We start from the raw sequence: 23,282 nt of genomic DNA on the forward strand, positions 1-23,282 counted from the left end.
CCGTCGGCAGCAAGCCGCGGGGCGGGCAGGGAAAGAGCGCCCTCCTGCCGGGTTACGTCCCGGCAGGAGGGCCCACGTTACAGCCAGGCATTCCGGCGCAACGGCGGTTGGTCCCCGCCCGGCCGCTGCACCAGGACCTGGTTGACACCGGTCAGCCCGTTCTCGAATCCCAGTGCGCTGGCCGCCATGTACAGCCGCCACACCCGCGCCCGCCCTTCGCCGGCCAGCCGCACCGCCTCATCCCAGTTCTGCTCCAGCCGGCTGACCCACGCCCGGAGTGTGAGGGCGTAATGGCCCCGCAGGGCCTCCACGTCGAGGACTTCGAACCGGGCGGTTTCCAGGGCGGACACCATCTCGCCGAGGCTGATCATTTCGCCGTCCGGGAAGACGTACCGGGGGATGAACGAGTCCGGGTCGGGACTGGTGGGACCGGCATTCCATGAGATCGCGTGGTTCAGGAGCCGCCCGCCGGGGCGCAGAAGCCCGAACAGCGCGGCAGCGTATGCGGGGGTCTGGGCCCGCCCCACGTGCTCGGACATGCCGATGGAACTGATGGCGTCGAAAGGGCCGTCCTGCACGTCCCGGTAATCCTGGACGCGGATCTCCACGCGGTCCGTGAGGCCGGCGTCCGCTGCACGTTTACGCGCCAGGGCCGCCTGCTCCGTGGACAGGGTCACCCCCACCACGGTGGCGCCGTACCTGGCGGCGGCATGGATGGCAAAACTGCCCCAGCCGCATCCCACGTCCAGGACCCTCATCCCCGGCTGCAGGCCCAGCTTCCGGCACACCAGGTCCAGCTTGGCTTCCTGCGCCGCATCCAGGCCGTCCTCCGGCCCGCATCCCGCTTGCCGTCCGGCGCCATCGGCGGGCCACACGGCGCATGAATAGACCATGGACGGACCCAGCACCAGGGCGTAGAAGTCGTTGCCGACGTCGTAATGGTGCGAAATGGCTGCCGAGTCGCGGCGCCGGGAGTGCATCCTGCCTTTCCTGGCGACGCGTGCCTCCTCGGGCGGCGGTGACGGGTTGGGCCCGATGGCGCCAAGCCGGGCTGCGGTGCGCAGCAGCAGCCAGAGTTCGCCGGCGGAAAGCGGGCGGAACGGGCCGGGCTCGGCGAACTTGCCGGCCGAGCTCAAGGCTGTGAACGCCGCGAAGATATCGCCCGGGCTGTCGATGTCGCCCGCCACGTAAGCGCGGCTCAGTCCCAGCTGCCCGGGCGACCAGAGCATCCGTCGCAGGGCCTTCCGGGACCTGAACTCCAGGAGCGGCGCGTCCGCAGGGCCCGCCTCCGATCCGTCCCATGCCCGCAGCCGCAGGGGAATCCGGCCGGTGCCCAGCACCACCCCCAGGGCCTTTTCCAGCCTGACTGCATGCCCCCTGGTTCGGGTTACCGCTGGTACTGCTGCTCCACTGTCCATGCGCCCACCCTACGGCCGCGCTGCCCTCCGCGACTATCATGGGGGAGTGATTCCTGACCCAACCGACGTGGTGGTCATCGGGGCGGGCCAGGCCGGCCTGTCGGCCGCCTACCACCTCAAGCGCCGGGGAGTGGACCACACAGTGCTTGACGCCGAGGAAGGTCCGGGCGGCGCATGGCGGCACCGCTGGAAGAGCCTGCGCATGGCCACGGTCAACGGGATCAGCGACCTGCCGGGCATCCCCAAACCGGAGGTGGATCCCGCCGAACCCAGCTCGGAGTTCCTGAGCCGCTATTTCGGTGACTACGAGGCGCAGCTGGGCCTGTCCGTCCACCGGCCGGTCAAGGTGCGCGCTGTCAGGCGGGAAGATGACAACCCTGCCGGCCGGCTGCGGATCGAAACATCGGACGGCGACTGGAGCGCCAAGGCACTCATCAACGCCACGGGCACGTGGACCCGCCCCTTCTGGCCCATCTATCCCGGCCAGTCCTCGTTCCGCGGCCGCCAGCTGCACGTCGCCGACTATGTGTCCGCGGACGAGTTCCGGGGCCGGCACGTGATCGTGGTGGGCGGGGGCATTTCCGCCGTCGGCCTGCTTGAGGAAATTTCCCGCGTCACCACCACCAGCTGGTTCACCCGCCGGGAACCTGTGTGGCGGGATGCGCCGTTCGATTCCAAGGCAGGCCACGACGCCGTGGCACTGGTGGAGGAACGTGTCCGCCGTGGGCTTCCGCCGCAGAGCGTGGTTTCCGTGACCGGGCTGATCTGGACCCCCGCTTTGCGCGCAGCCAAAGAACGAGGGGCACTCAACCGGCAGCCGATGTTCACAGCGATAGAACCGGACGGGGTCCGCCGGGCGGACGGCAGCGTGCTGAAGGCTGATGTCATTCTGTGGGCCACGGGTTTCAGGGCGGAGCTGGATCACCTTGCGCCGCTTCACCTGCGGGGACCCGGTGGGGGGATCGCCATGGAGGGGACCCGGGTGGCTGCTGAACCGCGCGTCCATCTGGTGGGTTACGGCCCGTCGTCGTCCACCATCGGTGCCAACCGGGCGGGGCGGGCAGCAGTGGCGGCCGTCATGGGACTGCCTGGAATGGCGGAAGCCGCGGAACCGGTAACGTGGGGGTGACGCCCCGGGCGCCGGGGCCGGCATTGGCAACAGAAGGCGGCAGGACACCGGTGGCAGCAAACACGCTGGAGGACATATTCCACGTCCTGCGCCGGCGGCCCGACGTCGAGGCGCCCAACCTGCAGGCCTGGGACGCCACGGACCGGCTGCTGCTGGAAACGGCAGTGCAGCTCGGCCGGGCCGGCAGCACCATTGCCGTGATTGGAGACCGCTACGGGGCCCTGACGCTGGGCGCTTCCGCGGTGCTCGCCCCCGCGTCGCTCCGCGTGCACCAGGACCTCATCACGGGGGAGAGGGCGCTGTGGCTCAACGCGGCCGAATTGCCGACGGGCCTGGAGGCTGCCGGGGAGGCCGCCATGCCCGGTGCCGACACCGGGTTTGTCCAGCTGCCGATGGGCCGGGAACTGCTGGCGGGAGCAGGGACCGTCCTGCTGCAGCTCCCCAAGACCCTCGCCGAGCTGGAGGAAATTGCGGCAGCCGTGGCGCGGTACGCAGCCCCTGGCGTCCGGTTGCTGGCAGGGGGCCGGGTGAAGCACATGTCACTGGGCATGAACGCAGTCCTTGAACGCTACTTCGTGTCCGTGCAGCCGCAGCTCGCGCGGCAAAAGTCGCGGGTTCTGCTCGCCAGCGGCCCCAAAACCGCGGCGGCGCCCCCGCGTTTCCCGGTGGTGGAACACCTTGCCGAGCTGGACCTGGACGTGGCCGCGCACGGTGCGGTATTTGCCGGACCCCGGCTGGACATCGGCACACGTTTCCTGCTGGAGTTCCTGCCCGGGATGAAACCGGCACGGCACGCCGTGGACCTGGGCTGCGGCACGGGAATCCTCGCCGCGATGTACGCCAGGCAGTTCCCCAACGCGGCCGTGACGGCAACGGACCAGTCGGCCGCCGCTGTGCAGTCCGCCCGCGCCACGGCGCAGGCGAATGGCCTGGCGGACCGGATTACCGTCCTGCAGGACGACGCGCTCAGCACCTTTCCTGACGGCGCAGTTGACGCCATACTGCTGAACCCGCCCTTCCACGTCGGTGCCGGTGTCCACGCCGGCGCAGGGCTGAAGATGATCGAAGCGGCGGGACGGGTCCTGGCTCCCGGCGGTGAACTGTGGACGGTCTTCAACCGGCACCTGGCTTATGTGCCGGCACTTGAGCGGCATGTCGGACCCACCGTTGCGGAGGGCCGGAACAGCAAGTTCACGGTCACCCGCAGCATCCGCCGCCCGCGCTGACCCGCGGATAACACCCCGCGCCGCGCCGCTGCCCGTACATGTGGGCGGGGAAGCATGCTTAACGTACGATTCAAAGCATCACCACCGCCAGGTAGCCGAAGACGTTTAGGGGACACCGTGTCTGAGATCCGCCAACCCTCTCCGAGGCGCGGAACCAACTTGCCCAGGATGGGTGACTTCAACCTCACCGTCATCCTCGACGCAATCCGCAGGACGTCCGGTGGCCTGAGCCGGGTGGAGCTTGCCCAGATCGTTGGCCTGTCCCCCCAGACCATCTCCAACATTTCCCGCCGCCTGCTGGACCAGAACCTGATCGTCGAGGCGGGCAAGGAGGGCAGCGGCCCCGGCAAGCCGCGCACCATTCTCCGACTCAACCCCGGTGGTATGTACGCCCTGGGGGTCCACCTGGACCCCGCCGTCACAACATTCGTGGTGCTGGACCTCGTGGGCGCGGTGGTACGGCACTCGCGCATCAAGACCCCCGGTGGAAATGATCCCGCCGCCGTCATCGCCACCATCGCGGCCGAGATAGGGCAGCTGGTGGAGGAATCGGGCGTGGACCGCAGCCGCATCGCCGGGCTGGGAGTGGCTGCCCCGGGTCCCATCGACCTGGACAACGGCACGGTGGTGGATCCCCCGCTGCTGCCCGGCTGGGACAGGGTGGAACTGCGCGATGCGCTGGCCAGGGCCACCGGCTACTCCGTGCTGGTGGACAAGGATGTCACCAGCGCCGCCGTCGCGGAGACGTGGGCGGGCGGCCCCAGCGGCGCCGGGAGCTTCATCTTCATGTACATGGGCACAGGCATCGGCTGCGGCATCGTCCTCAATGACGAGGTGGTCCGGGGCACGTCCGGCAACGCCGGCGAAATCGGCCACATCATCGTGGACCCCGACGGCCCACCCTGCGACTGCGGGCAGCGCGGTTGCGTGAAATCTTCGTGCATCCCGCAGGTGCTGGTGGCGGAAGCAGAAGCCGCAGGCATCCTGGAAGGCCCCCCGGCCAGCAGCGCCGCCGAAATCCAGCAGAGCTTCGCCGACCTGTGCGCCCGCGCCTATGCAGGGGATGAACGTGCCGCCGCGATCCTGGACCGGTCCGCTGTCCTGGTGGCCCGGGCAGTCTCGGTGGTCACCAACACCCTGGATGTTGAACGGGTGGTGTTCGGTGGCCCCTTCTGGACCTGCCTCGCGGGGTGCTACCTGGAACGGATCCCGCCGCTCCTGGACGCCAACAGCGCAGCCCGGCTGATCCACCCCATCGAGGTTGTGGGCACAGGGGTGGGGGAGGACGTCGGAGCCATCGGTGCAGCATCCCTGGTCCTGGAACATACGCTCGCGCCCCGCGCGCAGCGGCTGCTGCTGGAAAGCTGACCGAACATGCTTCGCCGGGTATCCAAGACAGTGTCCCTGGTGGCCGCCGCGGTACTGGCCCTCTCGGCCTGCACGCCGGCCGATCCGTCCGGTGGCAACCGGACCATCAAGGTGGCCTACCAAAAAACCGACTCGTTCACGGCCCTGGACACCATGTTCCAGGACGCGAAAAAGGAGTTTGAAGCCGCGAACCAGGGCGTCACGATTGAGCTGCAGCCCATCCAGGCCAACGACGACGACTACGGCACCAAGCTGGCCCTGGCCCTGCGCTCGCCCTCGACTGCTCCGGATGTCTTCTACGAAGACACGTTCAAGGTCCGCTCCGACGTTGACGCCGGGTACCTCCTGAACCTGGACAGCCGCCTGGCAGGGTGGGGGGACTGGGCCAAGTTCGACGATGCGGCGAAAGAAGCGGGAACAGCGGACGACGGCGGCACGTACGCAGTGCCGTTGGGCACCGACACCCGGGCCATCTGGTACAACAAGAAGGTTTTTGAGGCGGCCGGCGTTGAGCTGCCGTGGCGGCCTTCGAGCTGGCAGGACATCCTGGAGACCGCCCGGAAGATCAAGGCCGCCAGCCCGGACGTGATCCCCTTCAACATGTACGCCGGGAAGGGCACCGGCGAAGGAACCGTGATGCAGGGGTTCTACGAGCTTCTGTACGGTACCGGTTCCAGCCTCTATGACCAGGATTCGAAGAAGTGGGTTGTTGGCTCGGCCGGATTCAAAGACTCGCTGGCCTTCCTGCACACGCTTTACCAGGAGAAACTGGCAGTGCCCCCGGCCGAAGCGCTGGACCCGAATGTCTGGAAGAAGGTGTTCGGCGAGTGGTTCCCCAAGGCAAAACTGGGCGCAACCGTGGAAGGCTCCTACGCGCCGTCGTTCTGGCAGGACGGCGGGAGCTACGCCTGGCCGGGGTACGGGCAGGAGATGGGTGTGGCCCCGTTCCCTACACAGAAGGGCGCGGCACCCGGCGCGGTCAGCATGTCCGGCGGCTGGACCCTTGCCGTGGGAGCTGACACCAAGCAGCCGGACCTGGCCTTCAATTTCGTCACCACCGCGCTCAACGCGGAAAACTCTCTGGCGTTCACCGTGGCCAGCTCGCAGATCGCTGTCCGCACGGACGTGGCGGCCGATCCCGGCTACCAGTCGGCCAACCCGTTCGTGAAGGATGTCTCAGGCCTGGTGGCCGTCACCCACTTCCGGCCCGCCACCTCCGACTATCCACGGATTTCCGCTGCCGTGCAGGAAGCAACCGAGGCAGTCATCACCGGGAACAGGACCCCGGAGGAGGCGGCGGCGGCCTATGACGCTGCCGTGGCCGGCATCGTGGGCGGCGACAAGACCATCCGGAAGTAGCGGTGCCCGCGAACCACCCCGGCAGGCAGGCGCTGCGCTACCTGCCGGTCCTGCCCGCCGTCGTGCTGCTGGCCGTCTTCCTGGCCGGCCCCGTGCTGTGGGCCTTCCATGCCTCGCTCACCAACGCAGGACTCACCGGCCGGCACGCCAGGAACCCAGAGTGGGTGGGACTGGAGAACTACCAGCGGCTGCTGCAGGACCCGGCCTTTCCGCTGTCGCTGGCGCTGACCGTCCTGTTCGTAGCGGGTTCGGCGATCCTGGGCCAGAACGTGCTGGGACTGGCCCTGGCGGTCCTGATGCGGCGCGCACGTCCCGCTGTGTCCGCAACCGTTGGAACCGCCGTCGTAGCTGCCTGGGTCCTGCCGGAAATCGTGGCCGCCTTCGCCGCCTACGCCTTCTTCAGCCGGGACGGAACGCTCAACCAGCTCCTCGGCGCCGCAGGGCTGGCGGAAGGCGACTGGCTCTACGCCGTTCCCATGGTGGCCGTGATCCTGGCCAACGTGTGGCGGGGCACCGCCTTTTCCATGCTGGTGTACCGGGCTGCATTGAACGGCGTTCCTGCCGAGCTGACCGAGGCAGCGCAGATGGACGGCGCCTCCGCCTGGCAGCGGCTGGCGTTCATCACCCTGCCGGTGATCAGGGGCAGCATTGCCACCAACCTGATGCTGGTTACGCTGCAGACCCTGGCGGTCTTCACCCTGATCTGGGTCATGACCGCCGGCGGCCCCGCCAACGGCAGCACCACGCTGCCCGTCCTGGCCTACCAGGAGGCCTTCAAATTCGGTGACATAGGATACGGAACGGCCGTCGCCACCGTCCTCATCCTCATCGGCGGCCTGTTCGGGGCCGCCTACCTCCGCCTGCTCCGGGAGCAGAAACCGTGACCGCCCGGCGCCTACGGACCCGCAGCCCGTGGGCGGATGTGGCCCTGCTGCTCATCGGAGCCTGCTTCCTGCTGCCGCTGCTGTGGCTGGTCCTTGGTTCCCTGGATCCGGCCGCCGGACACGCCACGAACATTCCGCAGCGGCCGGGCCTGGAGAATTTCGCCGCCGTCTTTACGCCGGAGCTGCTGTTCCGGCCGCTGTGGAACAGCCTGCTGCTGGCCGCCGGCACCGGGGTGGTCACGCTCACGGCAGCGGTGCTGGCGGCCTATCCGCTGTCCCGCTACCGGTCCCGGTTCAACACGCCCTTCATGTCGGCCATCCTGTTCGGCACCTGCCTTCCCGTCACCGCCATCATGGTGCCGGTCTACGGACTGTTCGTGCAGCTTCGGCTGCTGGATTCCATGCCGGCCACGGTCCTGTTCCTGGCTGCCACCAGCCTGCCCATGGCCATCTGGATGACAAGGAACTTCATGGATGCCGTGCCGCTGGCACTGGAGGAAGCCGCCTGGGTGGACGGCGCGTCCAGGCTGTCCGGACTGCGCTCCATCGTGCTTCCACTCATGGGACCGGGCCTGGGCGTGGTGTTCATCTTTGTGTTCATCCAGGCCTGGGGAAACTTCTTTGTCCCGTTCGTGCTCCTGCTGTCCGAGGGCAGCCAGCCGGCAGCCGTATCCATCTTCAGCTTCTTTGGCCAGCACGGGGCAGTGGCGTACGGCCAGCTGGCCGCCTTCTCGATTCTCTATTCCGTTCCGGTCCTGGCCCTTTACGCCATCGTGGCGCGCGGATCCGGCAACGCGCTGGCCCTTGCGGGTGCCGTCAGGGGCTAGTCAATGTCCTCGAGCACCACGCCGAAGGGAAGCGTGTCGTCGAGGTGCGCCTGGTGCCCGGTGGGGTTGTTGACCACGCGAACCCCGTGCAGCTTTTCCGCCGCCGATTGCATCAGGACGGGCCTGACCGTGTCGACGAAGTGCTGGTTCTTGCCGGCGAGATATTCCTTGTAGCTGGCTGGAAGCTCAATCATGGCAAAAGGATAGACCTGCACGTCCTTTTAGGGGAGGGGTCCCCATTGCCGGACTTCGGGGCCCCGGCTTGGATAGGATGGCGGGCGGGACATGGCCGGCCCGGTCCGTGCCGAACACCGTCATCAGGGGGAATCCAGTGCTTTCGACCAGCGTGCCCGCAAGAATCCAGCCCGCAGAGCTGGCCAGGGCACAGCAGGTGGCGGCCAACATCTCACGCAGTTTCGACGCGAAAGTGGTGGGGCAGTCCCGGCTGCGGGAGTCGCTGCTGGTGGGACTGCTGGCCGGCGGCCACATCCTGCTCGAAAGCGTTCCCGGACTCGCCAAGACCACGGCCGCGCAGACCCTGGCCGAAGCGGTCAGCGCAGAATTCCGCAGGATCCAGTGCACCCCCGACCTGCTGCCCAGCGACATCGTGGGAACCCAGATCTACGACGCCGCCCGGGGAAACTTCCGTACCCAGCTGGGCCCGGTGCACGCCAACATCGTGCTGCTGGACGAGATCAACCGCTCCAGCGCCAAGACCCAGAGCGCCATGCTGGAAGCGATGCAGGAACGCCAGACGTCCATTGGCGGCCAGGACCACCCCCTGCCCTCGCCGTTCCTGGTCCTGGCCACCCAGAACCCGATCGAGCAGGAGGGTACCTACCAGCTGCCCGAAGCCCAGATGGACCGCTTCATGCTCAAGGATGTGCTCGACTACCCCACTCCTGCGGAAGAAGCCGAGATCATCCGCAGGATCGACACCGGCGTCTACACCCCCAGCCAAAAACCTGCAGCCGCCGCGTCCCTGGACTCGATCACCGACATCCAGGAAGTGGTGCGGCGGGTCTACATCGATCCGGCGGTCATCAACTACATCGTGGGGCTGGTCTACGTGACCCGCAACGCGTCCCAATACATCGACGCCCGGCTGGCCGGTTTCATCGAATTCGGCGCCAGCCCCCGCGCCAGCATCGCCTTCAGCCAGGCAGCGCGGGCGGTGGCACTGCTGAGCGGCCGTGACCACGTCATCCCTGAGGACGTCAGGTCGCTGGCCCACCGGGTACTGCGGCACCGGCTGATCCTGAACTTTGACGCGGTGGCGGAGCAGGTTCCGGTCGAATCAGTGATCGACGCCGTCGTCGCGGCTGTCCAGACCCCCTGACGTCGGATGGCCGGCCTCTTGCAGCGGGTGAAGTCGAAGATGGCCATCTTCGCGCACCGCAAAGCGCGTGGAATGCTCGACGGCGAATACGGTTCCGTGTTCAGGGGCCGCAGCCTGGACTTTGACGACCTTCGCGCCTACGTGCCGGGAGACGAGGTCCGCGACATCGACTGGAAGGCCTCGGCCCGCCACGGCTCACCACTGATCCGGCGGTACGTGGCCGTTCGCCGGCAGACAGTCCTCCTGGTCACCGACACAGGGCGGAACATGGCGGCGGAGGCGCGGTCCGGGGAAGTGAAAAAGGACATCGCCGTGCTTGCGCTGGGAGTGATGGGCTACCTGGCCCACCGGCACGGCGACGTGGTGGGGCTGGTGTGCGGTGACTCCTCCGGCACCCGTTCGCTGCCGGCCAAGGGTGGTGAAGCGCACCTGGAGCGGCTCCTCGGGCATGTGGACTCGCACGTACGGCTTGACGGGGCGCCCAGCAGGATCCAGGCCCAGCTCGACCACGTAATACGCAATGTCAAGGGCCGCCGTTTGATCTTCGTCGTCGCGGACGAGTTGGCCGCGGACCCTGTCACGGCACAGCTCCTGCGCAGGCTCCGTGCCCAGCATGAGGTCCTGTGGCTGACGCTGCGGGACGCGGACCTGGCACCAGCCGCTGGACCCGGGGCTTCCAACGCCGCCGAAGCCTACAGCGTCGCCGATGACTCCCTCCTGCCCGGCCCGCCGGCCATGTCCGCTGCGGTCCAGGCCGCGTACGCGGAAGCCACGGCGGAGCGCGATGCAGACCGCAAGGCCATGTTCCGCACGGCCGGCATTACTGAAGGGGACGTGGCGGGCAGCGACGACGTCATCACCGGCCTGTTCGCGCTTCTTGAAAGGCACCGGCGTGCAGGCTGATCCCGGATTCTTCGGCCCACTGCAGTACAGCCCCGGGTGGGTGTGGTGCGGGGCCGCGCTCCTGGCCCTGGTGGCGGGCTGGTACGTCTACGTGCTGGCCACCACCCGCACCGCCACGCGCCCCGCGTCGGGCAGCAGCGGCCCGGACCGTGCCGCCCTGACCGACCTGCCGGCGCTCAAGGCCGCCTACCTGCAGCGCATCCACGACGCCGAGCACGCAGCGGCTGCGGGCAGCCTGGACGCCCGGCACGCGCACCAGGAGATCAGCCTCCTGCTGCGCGCGTTTGTCCGGGACGCCACGGGAGTGGACGCCACCAGGATGACGCACCAGGACCTTGCCCGGCACCCGCTTCCGGCCGCGGCCGACGCCGTGCAGGCCCTGTACCCGGCCGAATTCAGTCCCGGCCCGCTGCCTTCCGTGGCTGCATCCGCAGCAAGGGCCTCGGCGGCGGTGCGCGCGTGGAGCTGATGTTCTGGTGGCTGCTGCCGCTAGCTGCGGTTGCCACGGGTGCGGCGGTGTGGTTCGCGCTGCTCGGCAGCAGGCGGAGTAACGCACGACGACGGCCGGTGGCGCACGCGGACAGGCTCACCGCGCTGCCGGAATACCAGTCAGCCCTGCGTCGGTACCGGCGGTGGCTGGCCCTGGCAGGAACCGCGCTGGCCCTGTTGCTGGCGTCCACCGCGGTAGCCGCAGCCCGGCCTGTCGCTGTGGACACCGTCAGGCCGGAGCAGCACAACCGCGACATCATGCTCTGCCTGGACGCCTCCGGTTCCATGAGCACCGCTGACGCAGCAGTCGTGGACGTGTTCGCCGAACTGGCGCGGGAATTCGACGGCGAGCGGATCGGCCTGACCATCTTCGACAGCAGCGCCATCCAGGTCTTTCCCCTGACGGACGACTACGCCTACGCCCAGGAACAGCTCAAGAGCGCCAAGGACGCCTTCGACGGCAAACCCGGAAGCTCCGGATTCCTGGACGGCACGTGGAACGGCAGGGGATCGTCGCTGATTGGGGACGGCCTGGCGTCCTGCCTCAACAGTTTCGCTGGTGCCGGCGAATCCGCGGCTGCCACGGGTACGGGAACGGGCGGGGAAACCACCTCCCAGCGCTCGCGGTCCGTGGTGCTGGCAACGGACAACTTCCTGTCCGGCAAGCCGATCATGACCCTGGACCAGGCGTCCCGGCTGGCCCGTGAGCGGTCCGTCCGTGTCTACGCACTGAACCCGGGCGACCTGGACTACGGCCACGGTCCCGACCAGCCGGGTGCCCAGCTGCGGGCCGCCGCAGAGACGACGGGCGGAAGCTATCACGCCCTGGACAGCCCGGACGCCGTGGCCGGGATTGTTGCAGGCATCGAGCAGACAGAGACGTCAGCAATCCAGGGGGCGCCAAGGGCCGTGTTCGCGGACGTACCCGGCCTGCCACTGGCACTGGCGCTGCTTTCGGCGCTTGCCCTCTGCGCCGCTCTGTGGCGGCTGCAGCCCAGCCGATTCCGCAGCCAGGCCTGGCTGCGGCGCACCGCCATTGTCCTGCTGGTGTTGGCGGCAGGCCTCCGGCCCCACCTGCCCGGCGGGTCCGTCCAGGCCGCCAGCGCCGATCTCAACGTGTTCTTCGTGGTGGACACCACCACCAGCATGGTGGCCGAGGACCACGGCAACGGAAGCCCGCGGCTGGAGGGCGTCCGCAGGGACATCATGGCCATCGCCGAACAGCTGCCCGGCGCCCGCTTCTCCGTCATCACCTTCGACACCACGGCGCACGTCCGCATGCCACTCAGCACAGACACCCTGGCCCTGCAGACGATTACGGAAGTCCTGGAACCCCAGGTGACCGCCTACGCGAAGGGCAGCAGCATCACCGCCGCACGGCAGGTGCTTTCCGAACGGCTGGCAGCAGCCAGGGACAGCCACCCGGACAGGCCCCGGCTGGTGTACTACCTGGGCGACGGTGAGCAGACCAGCGGCAAGGAACCCCAGGCCATGTCGGTCGACGGCGGGCTGGTGGCCGGGGGAGCGGTGCTGGGGTACGGCACAGCCGAAGGCGGCCGGATGAAGGAGAACACCGGGCCGGAAGGGAACACAGCGTACGACGGCGGGAACGGCACCGGAGGCGCATCCGGCACCCCTGGCGGGCGCTATGTGCAGGACAACCGGCCCGGCAGCACCGGGGATGCACTGTCCATGATCGACGAGGGGCGGTTGCGGACTGTCGCCGGCCAGCTTGGCGTGCCTTATGTCCACCGCGCCGCCGACGCTCCAGCGGGGGACATGATGCAGCAGGCCCACCCCGGCCGGGCGGAACGTATCGACGATGGCGGGCCGCTGACGGCCGGAACCGAGCTGTACTGGATCTTCGCTGCGGGCGCCTTCCTGCTGGCCCTGCCGGAAGCCGTTGCACTCGTGCGGCAGGTTCGCGGGCTCCGGTCCCTGAAGGAGTCCGGGCGATGACCGCAAAGTCGATGACTGCTTCACGATCCCGCAGGCGCCGCCTGCTGTTGTGGTCCGTGTTGCCGGTACTCCTGGTGCTGTGCGTGGCCGCCAAGCTGCTCAGCCTTGGCATCCTGGCTGACCGGGCCGGGGCCGGCTTTGCCGCCGGGAACGCTGCCGCCGTTGATGCCGCCGCCGCGGGCCTTGGACTCGCGAACGTGGTGGAGCCGCACAAAGCGCTGTTCGCCGCCGGCGACGCAGCCGTGCTGGCGGGGGACTATGCAACTGCGAGGTCACGGTTCGACCAGGCCCTGGGAATGGTTTCAGGCGGTTCCGGCGACGCGTGCATCATCCGGGTCAACCTTGTCCTGGCGACTGAACGCCTGGGTGACCAGCGGCTGCAGGCGGGGGACCCGTCGTCGGCCGTCCTGATCTTCCAGGAAGCGCTGGCCGCCGCAGGGCAGGCACCTGAAGGGTGCCTGGCCCAGGGGTCTGACACGGGCGGCCCGCTGGCAGCGGCCAGGGAACGGCTTAAGGACAAACTCAGCGCCGGCGGGCAGGCGGCAGGCGGACCCCCTGCGCCAGGGGAGCCGTCACCGGAACCCTCCGCAGATCCCCTGCGGGGACAGCTGGACCAGCTCCAGGACAGTGCCCGGCAGGCCGAACGGGAGCGGAACGGCGGACGCGAACGTGGAGAGTACCTGGACGGTAATGATGCGGCCCCGCCGGAGCGTCCCTGGTAGCAGCTGGCGCAACGAAGAAAATTTCGTTGCCGGAAGAAACAAGCTGTAAAACTGCGTCTTAATTCGGACCCGGCTTGAAGCTGGGCCGCCGGTCCCCATAGAGTCGTAGACAAGTTACCGCGGTAACGTGTCAGCGATCCTCCGTGCCGGAGGGTGTGGGTGCCCCCATGTGGGCCTGACATTTGCTCACGGACTACTTCATTTCAGGCGTAACAGTCGCGGCTGCGTCCTTGTGGAGTCCCTCCGTGTTCCCAAACTCAATTCATTGCCGGTTACCTGCCTTTTGCGGCAGGCGGCCCCAATGGCCCAAAGCCAAGGACGCAAATGTCACCACCAAGCCTTATTGACGCACACCCGAAACTTTCCGACACCGCTCCGGTGGCACTCTCGTACGAGCTGTTCCCGCCGCGTTCACCCGCAGCTGCGGAGACCCTGTGGACCACCATCCGCGAGCTGGAGACCACTGAGCCGGACTACGTCTCGGTAACCTATGGCGCCAGCGGATCCAACCGGGATACCGCCGTCGAACTCATCAACCGGCTCCTGGTCGAGACCACGCTCCGGCCGCTGGCCCACCTGACCTGCGTAGGCAACACACCGCAAGAGCTCGCCGCCATCATCGGCGAACTGCTGGACATTGGGGTGCGGGGCATCCTTGCCCTGCGCGGCGACCTCCCCAGCGACGGCGCCGTGCCGGCAGCCGGTTCCCTGCGGTACGCCCAGGACCTGATTGAGCTCATCCGGCGGGTCGAGCAACGCAGGACGGCATTGCTGTGCGCCGGAAAGATCGCGGTGGGTGTGGCAGCGTACCCCACCCGTCACCCTGAGTCACCCAGCGAGGAGCACGACGTCGAGGTGCTGCTCGCGAAGCAACGGTCCGGCGCCGACTTCGCCATCACCCAGGTGTTCTTCGAGGCGGCACAGTACGCGGACCTCCTCACCCGTGCTCGCCGGGCCGGCGTGACGATTCCCATCATCCCTGGCGTCATGCCGTTCACCAGCCTCCGGCGCCTCAACCGGCTCGGGGAACTGGCGGGAGTGGCACCGGCACCCAAACTGATGGAACGCCTGGCTGCTGCCGACAATGACATAGAACGCCTCCACATCGGCGTTGACGCCACCGTGGACCTGGCGAACGCTGCCCTCGACGCAGGCGCCCCCGGCATCCACATCTACACCTTCAACGAGCACCAAAGCGCGCTGGAGGTGCTGGACAAGCTGGCCCTGCCACGCCACCACCGCAGCGGCCACCGCCGGAGCGCCGCCGCCCGGCACCAGCTGGCCAGCTAAGCCTCCGCCCGGCACCCTCCACGCTTTACAGCGCTAACCCACGCCCTTTTGACCTACCTCCGACCTGAGGACCTTTGCCATGCCTGAAAACAGCACTCCCTTCCCCTCCGCATCAATCCTCGGTTACCCGAGGATCGGCCGCCGCCGCGAACTCAAGAAGGCCGTCGAAGCCTACTGGGCAGGCAGGATCGACGCCGCCGCCCTGGACGCCGCCGCAAAGGACATCCAGCTGGCCACCGCCAAACGCCTCCAGGAGCTCGGCCTCACCGAACCAGCCGCTGTCCCCGGCACCTTCTCCTTCTACGACCAGGTCCTGGACACCACCGCTCACCTCGGGGCTGTGCCGGGCCGCTTCGGAAAGCTCCTCAACGACCAGGGCCAGCTGGACATCGACGGCTACTTCACGCTTGCCCGCGGCACAAAGGAACAGCAGCCGTTGGAAATGACCAAGTGGTTCGATACCAACTACCACTACCTGGTGCCGGAAATCGGACCGGAGACCGCGTTCACCCTGGCCTCCTCCGCAAAGGTGGACGAGTTCGCCTTCGCCCTGGCCAACGGGATCGAAACCCGCCCCTACATCGTCGGCCCGGTCACCTACCTGCTGCTCTCCAAGGCTTCCGACGACGCCCCGGCCGGTTTCGCGCCGCTGTCCCGCCTCGAGGACATCCTGCCCGTCTACGTGCAGTTGCTCGGAAAGCTCGCCGAAGCCGGCGCCGCCTGGGTCCAGCTCGACGAACCCGCCCTGGTGGTTGACCAGGACACCCCGGCCGCCGAAATCGAAGCAGCCGTTGCCCGCGCCTACGAGGTCCTGGCCGCTGCGGACAACCGCCCCCAAATCCTTGTTTCCACTCCGTACGGCTCGCTCGAGGGACAGCTGGGCACCCTGGCCGCCACCAACATCGATGCCCTCCACATCGACGTCTTCAAAGGCCCCGTGCCCGCCGCCGCCGCACTGGCCGGCTTGGGCAACAAGACGCTGGTCGCCGGCGTCGTGGACGGCCACAACATCTGGTGCAACGACCTCGCTGCCTCCGCCGCCAAACTGGACCAACTGAAGGGCGCGGCCGGGAAGCTCGCCGTCTCCACGTCCACCTCCACCCAGCACGTTCCGCACGACGTCGCCGAGGAAACCCAGCTGCCCCAACAGCTCCGCAGCTGGTTTGCCTTCGCGGACCAGAAAGCCGTGGAGGTCACCACCCTCGCGTCCTACCTGGCAGATCCCGGCTCCGCGAAGGCAGCCATCGATGAGGCAACCACCGTGATCGCTTCCCGTGCCACCGCAGACGGTGTCCGCCGCGCGGCTGTCCGGGCCCGCACCGCAGCGCTGACCGGTGCAGACTTTACCCGCTCCGACTACACCGTTCGGGAGGCAGCCCAGGAAGAGGCCCTGCACCTGCCGCCGCTGCCCACCACCACCATCGGCTCCTTCCCCCAGACCTCTGAGATCCGCTCTGCCCGTGCGCGCAACACCAAGGGTGAACTGAGCGATGGGCAGTACGAACAGCTCATGAAGGACGAGATCAAGCGCGTGGTGGACCTGCAGGAAGAGCTGGGCTTCGACGTCCTGGTGCACGGTGAGCCCGAGCGCAACGACATGGTGCAGTACTTCGCCGAGAACCTTGAGGGCTTCGACGTCACGGTGCACGGCTGGGTCCAGTCCTACGGTTCACGCTGTACCCGCCCGTCGATCCTCTGGGGCGACGTCACCCGCAGCGCCCCCATCACCGTCAAGTGGGCGGAGTACGCGCAGTCGCTGACCAGCAAGCCGATGAAGGGCATGCTCACCGGTCCGGTCACCATCCTGGCCTGGTCCTTCGTTCGCGATGACCAGCCGCTGGGCGAAACGGCCAACCAGGTGGGCCTGGCGCTGCGGGACGAGATTGCCGACCTCGAAGCCGCCGGCATCAAGGTGATCCAGGTGGACGAGCCCGCACTGCGTGAACTGCTGCCGCTGCGCAAGGCAGACCAGGCTGACTACCTTAAGTGGTCGGTGGACTCCTTCCGCCTGGCCACCGCCGGTGCCGCCGATTCCACCCAGATCCACACCCACCTCTGCTACTCGGAATTCGGCGTGATCATCGACGCGATCGACGGCCTGGACGCCGACGTGACCTCAATCGAGGCCGCGCGCTCCCGCATGGAAGTGGTCCACGACCTCGAATCCCATGGTTTCGGCCGCGGCGTTGGTCCGGGCGTTTACGACATCCACTCTCCGCGGGTCCCGGGAGAGGACGAGGTCACCGAACTGCTGTCCACCGCCGTCAAGCACGTTCCGTCCCGCCAGCTCTGGGTCAACCCGGACTGCGGCCTGAAGACCCGCGGCTACGCCGAGACCGAAGGGTCCCTCCGCAACCTGGTCAAGGCCACCCAGGCGGTCCGCGCGGGCCTGCTGCAAGCGGCGCAGTAATGAAACAGGGCTAAGAGAGCCCCAGAGAATCACGGCCCGGGTGCACCCAGCGCACTGGACCGGGAAGCGGGCGACGCCGGCTGGTCACGTCAGGTGACCGGCCGGCGTTTTCTCTTTCATCCGCAGGGCGCTGACAAACAGCCAAACGGTCCAAACGGCGATTGCCACGATGCCCACCAGCGTGGGCAGCGAGTTGGCCGCGGAGAATCCCGACGCTCCAATGATCCATCCCTGTGCCAGGTAGGCCAGACCGGACAGCGCCATGAGGTAGCCGATAAGCCTGGCAACGCGATGGACTGCGGCCACAACAACACCCAGAAGCATCAACGCCGTGCCCAGCAGGAAGTTTTGGTAGCTCCGCATTCCCCACTCCAGCCAGCGGATGCCCTCAGCCGTTGCAAAGCGTGCCGCCTTTTCGGGCTCAGGTGCAGCGACCCACGCGTCCGCCGCCTGTTTCAGGGCCACGCCGTCCACCGCCTGGAGGGCTGCGTATAGAGCCAAAGCGGCGGCGGCGGAAAGGGCGCCGAAGCGTGCGGTCCAGGCCAGGGCGTGGCGCTGGACATCGGCGGCAGCCCACACGGATACCAGCCCCGCGCAGACCAGGGCCATGCCCACGAACTGGCCCAGGTGCACGCCGGTCCAGATGCCGCTGTTGGCATAGGCAGTAAAAGACGCAATGTGGTCGTTGGCGTCATGGGACTCGGCATGGAACACGCCGGCGAGAACCGAGACCGCCACGCCGGCAAGGAGGAGTGAGGACGCCAGCCGCCAGGTTTTACGCCTGTCCTGGATCCCATCCATGGCCGCCCACCATCCTTAGCAACGGGCGTTGATCAGGGCGCCTGCTTTAGGACTCCCAGACAATTTCGTCGTCAACTACGCCGTCCTGGTCGGCGCAGGCCACCAGGACCTCATCGGTGAAATGCTCGCCAAGGGTGAAATCCAAAACGAAGTAGCGTTCCGGCTGGCCGGGGTAGATGGCCACGTGGCCCAGCTTGAGGGCTTTGAGGAAGACCTCGTTGGTGAGCTGTTTGCGGTCCTGGACGCCGAACACCTTGTGCAGGTGCTCATCCTTGAGCGCGTTGCAGTGGAAGTGCAGGTACTCCTGGGGGCTGGTGCCCTCCTGCTCAAGCTCCTCCGCGATCATGGCCCGGACCTCGTCCACGAGCTCCGGGAGGAAGCGCAGCCGGTACTCCACTTTGCGGAGCGCGGCTTCGTCAAAGTGGTCGTGCGCATTGATGTTCAGGTCGAGTTCCAGCGGGTGGCCGCGCAGTTCATGCTTCGCGGCGAAGAGATGGTCCATCCCGTGGTTGAGCTCAATCTCCCCAAAGTGCTGGCTCGCTACCTTGTTCATAGTCTCAACATAGACCCGTACGGCAGACCATTCCAGCGTTCAGCCCTAATTCACCGCGGTGCGCATCCCGGCAAGGGTTTCGGCCAGCAGGTCGACGAAAAGCTGCACCCGCGCCGTCTTCCGTTCGTTGATCAGCAGCGCAAACACGTTCCGGGCGAGCCGGATCTCGGGCACGTCCAGCACCACCACGCCCGACGGTTTGTTCCGCAGCGCCAACTCCGGAACCAGGGCAGCGCCCAGCCCCGCCGCGGCCATCTCCAGGCTGGCATGGAAGTCGTCACTGTGCGCCACCACCCTGGGATGCAGGTTGCAGCCGGCGAACAGCCGTTCGATCACCATGGCATCGCTGGTGCCGGGATGGTGCATGATCCACGGCATCTCCGACAGATGGTCCGCGGCCACCTTGGCGTCGGCCCGGAAGCCCCAGCCTGCCGGCAGAACCACCCGGAAGTCGTCATCGCCGATCCATTGCCGGTTGATGGTGTTGGGCCAGGCAAACCCGGTCTGGCCCACCTGGAACACCACCGCCAGGTCCAGGTCGCCGCCTGTCCGCAGCCCCTGGATGGTCTGGCCGGGCTCCGCGACGGACACCCGCAGGTCAATGCCGAGCTTCTTCCAGGCAGGGTTCTTGAGGATCCGGGGCAGGACGTACGTGGCCAGGCTGGGAAAGATGCCGAGCCGGAGTTCCTGGCTTCCGGTGTCCTGCGTCCTTGACGCGGCGGCCATGAGTGCCTCGATGTCCGTGAGGACCTTGGCGGCGTGCCGGGTCATGACGACGGCGGCTTCCGTAGGGACCACGGCGCGCGCCGACCGCTGGAAGAGGGTTACGCCCGTTTCGCGCTCCAGCGCGGACATCTGCTGCGAGACAGCCGAGGCCGTGTAGCCAAGCGTTGCGGCTGCGGCAGCGAATGAGCCCAACCGCGTGACCTCCAGGAGGGTCTTCAGGTGCACGGGATTTACCACCAGTTCACAGTACTGCACCCATCCGCCGCCGGTACTGCGTCGAATTGCCGTCTGTATACCCGGCCCAGCGACAAATGTTCAGCAGAGGAGCATGAATTGTCACTTAACCCAGCAGGAAGTGCAGGCGGGCGGCGGCGCATCGCCGTGATTGGCAGCGGCGTTGCAGGACTGACGGCTGCTTACGTTCTCAACAGGCAGGACGATGTCACCTTGTTTGAGGCAGACTCGCGGCTGGGTGGCCACGCCCACACCCACGACATGCCGCAGCCTGATGGTGGAGTCATCGGGGTGGACACCGGGTTCATTGTCCATAACGAGCGCACCTATCCCACCCTGCTGCGGCTGTTCGCCGAGCTCGGCGTGGAGACGCAGGACTCGGAGATGAGCATGTCCATCCGCTGCGACGGGTGCGGCCTGGAGTACGCAGGAGCCCGCGATGGTGCCCGGGGGATCATCGCCAAGCCCTCCAGCCTGCTGCGTGGCCGCTACCTGCTGATGCTGCTGGAGGTCACCCGCTTCTACCGGAAGGCGAGGGAACTGCTCAGGACGGCGCCGCCGTCGGCCGTCAGCGACGACGTGGACGTGCCGGAACTGACGCTGGGTGCCTTCCTGGAGCGGGAGAACTTCAGCCCCTATTTCATCTCCCACTTCATGACCCCCGTGGTCAGTGCCGTCTGGTCCTGCGACCCCACCACGGCCCTGGCCTATCCCGCGCGCTATCTTTTCACGTTCCTTTGCCACCACGGGATGCTGGGCATCAAAGGCTCGCCCCAATGGCGCACGGTGACCGGCGGCTCCGCCCGGTACGTCGAAAAGCTCGCCGCGACACTCGCCGACGTCCGGCTGAACACGCCGGTCACGGCCATCCGCAGGACTCCTGACGGGGTGGAAGTCGCAAGTGCCGGCGGCCTGGAAGACTACGACGCCGTCGTCATCGCCACCCACCCAGCGCAGGCACTCGGGTTCCTTGCGGACGCCACCCCCGGGGAAAAGGAGGCGCTGGGCGGCATGCCGTACTCGGTGAACCACACCGTGTTCCACCAGGACCCGGCCGTGCTGCCGGCGGCGGACAATGCCAAGGCGTCCTGGAACTACCGCCTTCCTGCCTGCGACGCGCGCCCGGACAAAGTCCTGGTGAGCTACGACCTGACCCGGCTGCAGCGGCTCACACCGGCCGACGGCCGGCCCTACCTGGTGAGCCTGGGCGAATCGGAGCTGATCGGCGACGACGCAGTGCTGGAGCGGATGGTGTACGAACACCCGCAGTACACCCCGGAATCCCTGAAGGCACAGCGGGCCATCGCGGCGCTGGGCGACAGCCGGATCGCATACGCGGGGGCGTACCTCGGCTGGGGCTTCCACGAGGACGGGGCGCTTTCCGGCGTGCGGGCCGCCGGGAAGCTGGGACGCACGTGGCCCGTGGTCCTGGCCGGCGACTCCGGCGGAGCCGCTGGTGACGGGGAGCGGGAACTCGCCGCGGAACCTGCATGACCATGGACGCCTCGATTTACCGCACGTCCATCTCCCACGTGCGGCGCAGCCCTTTGAAGAACGCCTTCACGTACCGGAGCTACAGCTGGTTCGTGGACGTGGACGCCCTTCCGCGGCTGCCGCTCCTGCTCCGGCCGCTGGCAGTCTTTCGTGCCGGGGACCACTTGGGTGACCCGGCCGCCAGCATCCGCTCCAACGTGGAACGGTACCTGCGGACCCAGGGCGTCGAGCCCGACGGCGGGCCCATCCACATGCTGACCAGCGCCAGGGTGTTTGGGTACGTCTTCAACCCGCTCACCCTGTTCTGGTGCTACCGCTCCAGCGGAGAACTTCAGTGCGTTGTGGCCGAGGTCCACAACACCTACGGGGAGCGGCACTGCTACCTGCTGCGAACCGACGCTGCCGGGCGGGCCTCCGTGCCGAAGGCGTTCTACGTTTCACCCTTCAACGACGTCGGCGGGCAGTACCGGATGAAGCTTCCGGCGCCGGGGGACCGGCTGGCGGTATCCATCGTCCTGGACCGCGAAGGGCAGCGGCCCTTCGTGGCCACCATGGACGGCCGGCGGAGGCAGGCCACCGTCCGGAACATCCTGGCGGCGGCCTTGACGGTGCCCGTCGCGCCGCTGCTGGTATCGGCCCTGATCCGCGTACAGGGCATTAAACTCTGGGCAAGACACCTGCCTGTCGTCGCCAGACCACACCACCCCTCACAGGAGGCAGTTCAATGACAATGACTGACGATAACGGCACCGCTTCCCGCATCGAGGACCGGACCACGGGCCAAGCGGCCGGGCACGCTCCCGCAGCGTGGGGCGCAACCCGGGTGCCGGCGTCGCCCGCCACCATCGATGCCAACCGCTGGCCCGGTGTTGCCACCCCGCCGTCGGGCTTCAAGGCTGAAGTGGCAGGGAAGGCCGCCGGCCTGCTGTTCAAAGGGGCGGCCAAGCGGCTGCCGATCCGGGTGAAATACCCGGACGGTACGGTCCTTGGAGGCGGCGGACCGGAGGCCCCGGTGATGACCATGGTGCGGCCGGGGGCCTTCGAGAACCGGATCGGCGACAACGGCCTGATCGGCTTGGGTGAGTCCTTCATGGCCGGCGACTGGGAGGCATCGGACCTGGCCGCGGTACTGGAAGTCTTCGCTGCCTCCGTGGACACGCTGATTCCCGTGCCGCTGCAGAAGCTGCGCTCGCTGTACCTGCCCCGGACGCCGCGCCAGGAACGCAACGCCGAACAGAACACCCGCAGCAACATCTCCCGGCACTACGACCTCTCCAACGAGCTGTTTTCCAACTTCCTGGACGCCACCATGAGCTACTCGTCAGCGTTGTTCCCGGAGAAAGCCGGGCCGTTGTCCTCCGTGACCTGGGATTTCCTGGCGGAGGCGCAGCGGGCCAAGATCGACCGGCTGCTGGACAAGGCTGGCGTGGGCGAGGGGACCCGGCTGTTGGAAATCGGCACCGGCTGGGGCGAACTGGCTCTGCGTGCCGCTGCCCGCGGCGCCACTGTCTATTCCGTCACTCTGTCCAGTGAGCAGCAGGCGCTGGCCCAGTCACGGATTGCGGATGCAGGGTTCGCGGACCGCGTGACGGTTGCCCTGCAGGACTACCGCGCGGTGGAAGGCGAGTACGACGCCGTGGTGTCGGTGGAGATGATCGAGGCCGTGGGGTATGAATACTGGCCCATCTACTTCCAGACGATTGACCGCGTCCTGGCCCCGGGCGGAAAGGTGGCCATCCAGGCCATCACCATGCCGCATGGGCGGATGCTCGCCACCCGCAACGCCTACACGTGGGTGCACAAGTACATCTTCCCCGGCGGCTTCCTGCCGTCCGTCCGCGCCATTGAAGGCGTGACCCAGCAGCACACTTTCCTGCGCGTGCGTGAGCGCATGGGAATGGGTGACCACTACGCCGCCACCCTGCGGCTGTGGGAGGAACGGTTCCTTGCGCGGTCCAGGGAGGTGGGGGAGCTGGGCTTCGATGCGGTGTTCCAGCGGATGTGGCTGTTCTACCTCTGCTACTCGCGCGCCGGTTTCCAGTCGGGGTACCTGGACGTTCAGCAGATTGTGCTGGACCGCCGGGAGGCGCAGCTCTAGCAACAGTCCCGCCCATCGGCCCGTCTCAAGCGATCCGGCTCAAGCGTGGGCGT

21 protein-coding genes are annotated in these 23,282 nt (G+C 67.6%); 16 read left to right on the forward strand and 5 right to left on the reverse strand.

Going from position 1 to position 23,282, the window contains the following annotated elements; all coding sequences use genetic code 11:
• Positions 1-77 precede the first annotated feature (77 nt).
• Entirely contained in the window at positions 78-1,418 is a 1,341-nt protein-coding gene (locus QF031_RS08085; protein WP_307426370.1) for a class I SAM-dependent methyltransferase, read from the reverse strand.
• A 46-nt stretch (positions 1,419-1,464) separates the two neighbouring features.
• On the opposite strand from QF031_RS08085, the gene QF031_RS08090 reads away from it, so the two are divergent.
• From QF031_RS08090 to QF031_RS08115, 6 genes are all read left to right on the forward strand, one after another.
• Entirely contained in the window at positions 1,465-2,547 is a 1,083-nt protein-coding gene (locus QF031_RS08090) for an FAD-dependent oxidoreductase (RefSeq protein ID WP_307426373.1), read from the forward strand.
• Positions 2,548-2,597: 50 nt separating this feature from the next.
• Positions 2,598-3,773, forward strand: coding sequence for a class I SAM-dependent methyltransferase (locus tag QF031_RS08095; RefSeq protein WP_307426376.1), 1,176 nt, complete (start codon positions 2,598-2,600; stop codon positions 3,771-3,773).
• A 168-nt stretch (positions 3,774-3,941) separates the two neighbouring features.
• Positions 3,942-5,141 (forward strand): ROK family transcriptional regulator, encoded by a 1,200-nt coding sequence (locus QF031_RS08100; RefSeq protein WP_307426378.1) that lies wholly within the window; start codon positions 3,942-3,944, stop codon positions 5,139-5,141.
• 6 nt (positions 5,142-5,147) lie between these two features.
• Positions 5,148-6,500, forward strand: coding sequence for an extracellular solute-binding protein (locus tag QF031_RS08105; protein WP_307426381.1), 1,353 nt, complete (start codon positions 5,148-5,150; stop codon positions 6,498-6,500).
• 2 nt (positions 6,501-6,502) lie between these two features.
• A complete protein-coding gene (locus tag QF031_RS08110; RefSeq protein ID WP_307426383.1) occupies positions 6,503-7,384 on the forward strand; it encodes a carbohydrate ABC transporter permease in 882 nt (293 codons plus the stop codon).
• Positions 7,381-8,211 (forward strand): carbohydrate ABC transporter permease, encoded by an 831-nt coding sequence (locus QF031_RS08115; RefSeq protein ID WP_307426385.1) that lies wholly within the window; start codon positions 7,381-7,383, stop codon positions 8,209-8,211. The genes QF031_RS08110 and QF031_RS08115 overlap by 4 nt, the downstream gene beginning before the upstream one ends.
• Here the strand turns inward: QF031_RS08115 and QF031_RS08120 are convergent.
• Entirely contained in the window at positions 8,208-8,405 is a 198-nt protein-coding gene (locus QF031_RS08120; RefSeq protein ID WP_307426390.1) for a hypothetical protein, read from the reverse strand. The two genes, QF031_RS08115 and QF031_RS08120, sit on opposite strands and share 4 nt — an antisense overlap.
• A 137-nt stretch (positions 8,406-8,542) precedes the next feature.
• On the opposite strand from QF031_RS08120, the gene QF031_RS08125 reads away from it, so the two are divergent.
• The 7 genes from QF031_RS08125 (at position 8,543) to metE (ending at position 17,323) form a co-directional block, all read left to right on the forward strand.
• Entirely contained in the window at positions 8,543-9,550 is a 1,008-nt protein-coding gene (locus tag QF031_RS08125) for an AAA family ATPase (protein WP_307426393.1), read from the forward strand.
• 6 nt (positions 9,551-9,556) lie between these two features.
• The gene (locus tag QF031_RS08130; RefSeq protein ID WP_307426395.1) at positions 9,557-10,453 is read left to right on the forward strand and encodes a DUF58 domain-containing protein; all 897 of its coding nucleotides are present in this window, start codon (positions 9,557-9,559) and stop codon (positions 10,451-10,453) included.
• Positions 10,443-10,922, forward strand: a complete 480-nt coding sequence (locus QF031_RS08135; RefSeq protein ID WP_307426398.1) for a hypothetical protein — start codon at positions 10,443-10,445, stop codon at positions 10,920-10,922. The genes QF031_RS08130 and QF031_RS08135 overlap by 11 nt, the downstream gene beginning before the upstream one ends.
• Entirely contained in the window at positions 10,922-12,901 is a 1,980-nt protein-coding gene (locus tag QF031_RS08140) for a vWA domain-containing protein (protein ID WP_307433234.1), read from the forward strand. The genes QF031_RS08135 and QF031_RS08140 overlap by 1 nt, the downstream gene beginning before the upstream one ends.
• Entirely contained in the window at positions 12,898-13,623 is a 726-nt protein-coding gene (locus tag QF031_RS08145; RefSeq protein WP_307426401.1) for a hypothetical protein, read from the forward strand. Before QF031_RS08140 ends, QF031_RS08145 begins: the two co-directional genes overlap by 4 nt.
• A gap of 324 nt (positions 13,624-13,947) precedes the next feature.
• Positions 13,948-14,913, forward strand: a complete 966-nt coding sequence (locus QF031_RS08150) for a methylenetetrahydrofolate reductase (RefSeq protein ID WP_307426404.1) — start codon at positions 13,948-13,950, stop codon at positions 14,911-14,913.
• 79 nt (positions 14,914-14,992) lie between these two features.
• Positions 14,993-17,323 carry a 5-methyltetrahydropteroyltriglutamate--homocysteine S-methyltransferase gene (gene metE, locus QF031_RS08155; RefSeq protein WP_307426408.1) on the forward strand — a complete coding sequence of 777 codons (2,331 nt, stop codon included), beginning with the start codon at positions 14,993-14,995 and terminating at the stop codon, positions 17,321-17,323.
• 84 nt (positions 17,324-17,407) lie between these two features.
• On the opposite strand, the gene QF031_RS08160 is transcribed toward metE, so the two are convergent.
• From QF031_RS08160 to QF031_RS08170, 3 genes are read right to left on the reverse strand one after another with little or no spacing between them, the layout of a single operon-like run.
• Complete coding sequence (locus tag QF031_RS08160; protein ID WP_307426410.1) at positions 17,408-18,124, reverse strand: hypothetical protein; 717 nt, start codon at positions 18,122-18,124, stop codon at positions 17,408-17,410.
• 46 nt (positions 18,125-18,170) lie between these two features.
• Complete coding sequence (locus QF031_RS08165; protein WP_307426413.1) at positions 18,171-18,677, reverse strand: DUF2004 domain-containing protein; 507 nt, start codon at positions 18,675-18,677, stop codon at positions 18,171-18,173.
• Between the two features lie 45 nt (positions 18,678-18,722).
• Complete coding sequence (locus QF031_RS08170; protein WP_307426416.1) at positions 18,723-19,640, reverse strand: LysR family transcriptional regulator; 918 nt, start codon at positions 19,638-19,640, stop codon at positions 18,723-18,725.
• A gap of 96 nt (positions 19,641-19,736) precedes the next feature.
• Here QF031_RS08170 and QF031_RS08175 point away from each other — a divergent pair, with 96 nt between their 5' ends.
• The 3 genes from QF031_RS08175 to QF031_RS08185 are packed head-to-tail and all read left to right on the forward strand — an operon-like array spanning position 19,737 to position 23,229.
• Positions 19,737-21,131: an NAD(P)/FAD-dependent oxidoreductase gene (locus tag QF031_RS08175; protein WP_307426419.1), complete on the forward strand. Its 1,395-nt coding sequence runs from the start codon at positions 19,737-19,739 to the stop codon at positions 21,129-21,131.
• Positions 21,128-21,859 carry a DUF1365 domain-containing protein gene (locus tag QF031_RS08180; protein ID WP_307426422.1) on the forward strand — a complete coding sequence of 244 codons (732 nt, stop codon included), beginning with the start codon at positions 21,128-21,130 and terminating at the stop codon, positions 21,857-21,859. The genes QF031_RS08175 and QF031_RS08180 overlap by 4 nt, the downstream gene beginning before the upstream one ends.
• A complete protein-coding gene (locus tag QF031_RS08185; RefSeq protein WP_307426424.1) occupies positions 21,856-23,229 on the forward strand; it encodes a class I SAM-dependent methyltransferase in 1,374 nt (457 codons plus the stop codon). The genes QF031_RS08180 and QF031_RS08185 overlap by 4 nt, the downstream gene beginning before the upstream one ends.
• Positions 23,230-23,282: the final 53 nt, after the last annotated feature.

The sequence above is a fragment of the Pseudarthrobacter defluvii genome, assembly GCF_030816725.1.
GTDB classification, from domain to species: domain Bacteria; phylum Actinomycetota; class Actinomycetes; order Actinomycetales; family Micrococcaceae; genus Arthrobacter; species Arthrobacter defluvii_A.

What these genes read in the sequence shown, in the direction of transcription:
- QF031_RS08085 (WP_307426370.1), bottom strand. Translation starts at nt 1,418, where the DNA reads ATGGACAGTGGAGCAGCAGTACCAGCGGTAACCCGAACCAGGGGGCAT.
- QF031_RS08100 (WP_307426378.1), top strand. Translation starts at nt 3,942, where the DNA reads ATGGGTGACTTCAACCTCACCGTCATCCTCGACGCAATCCGCAGGACG.
- QF031_RS08105 (WP_307426381.1), top strand. Translation starts at nt 5,148, where the DNA reads ATGCTTCGCCGGGTATCCAAGACAGTGTCCCTGGTGGCCGCCGCGGTA.
- QF031_RS08120 (WP_307426390.1), bottom strand. Translation starts at nt 8,405, where the DNA reads ATGATTGAGCTTCCAGCCAGCTACAAGGAATATCTCGCCGGCAAGAAC.
- QF031_RS08130 (WP_307426395.1), top strand. Translation starts at nt 9,557, where the DNA reads ATGGCCGGCCTCTTGCAGCGGGTGAAGTCGAAGATGGCCATCTTCGCG.
- QF031_RS08140 (WP_307433234.1), top strand. Translation starts at nt 10,922, where the DNA reads ATGTTCTGGTGGCTGCTGCCGCTAGCTGCGGTTGCCACGGGTGCGGCG.
- QF031_RS08145 (WP_307426401.1), top strand. Translation starts at nt 12,898, where the DNA reads ATGACCGCAAAGTCGATGACTGCTTCACGATCCCGCAGGCGCCGCCTG.
- QF031_RS08150 (WP_307426404.1), top strand. Translation starts at nt 13,948, where the DNA reads ATGTCACCACCAAGCCTTATTGACGCACACCCGAAACTTTCCGACACC.
- metE (WP_307426408.1), top strand. Translation starts at nt 14,993, where the DNA reads ATGCCTGAAAACAGCACTCCCTTCCCCTCCGCATCAATCCTCGGTTAC.
- QF031_RS08160 (WP_307426410.1), bottom strand. Translation starts at nt 18,124, where the DNA reads ATGGATGGGATCCAGGACAGGCGTAAAACCTGGCGGCTGGCGTCCTCA.
- QF031_RS08165 (WP_307426413.1), bottom strand. Translation starts at nt 18,677, where the DNA reads ATGAACAAGGTAGCGAGCCAGCACTTTGGGGAGATTGAGCTCAACCAC.
- QF031_RS08180 (WP_307426422.1), top strand. Translation starts at nt 21,128, where the DNA reads ATGACCATGGACGCCTCGATTTACCGCACGTCCATCTCCCACGTGCGG.
- QF031_RS08185 (WP_307426424.1), top strand. Translation starts at nt 21,856, where the DNA reads ATGACAATGACTGACGATAACGGCACCGCTTCCCGCATCGAGGACCGG.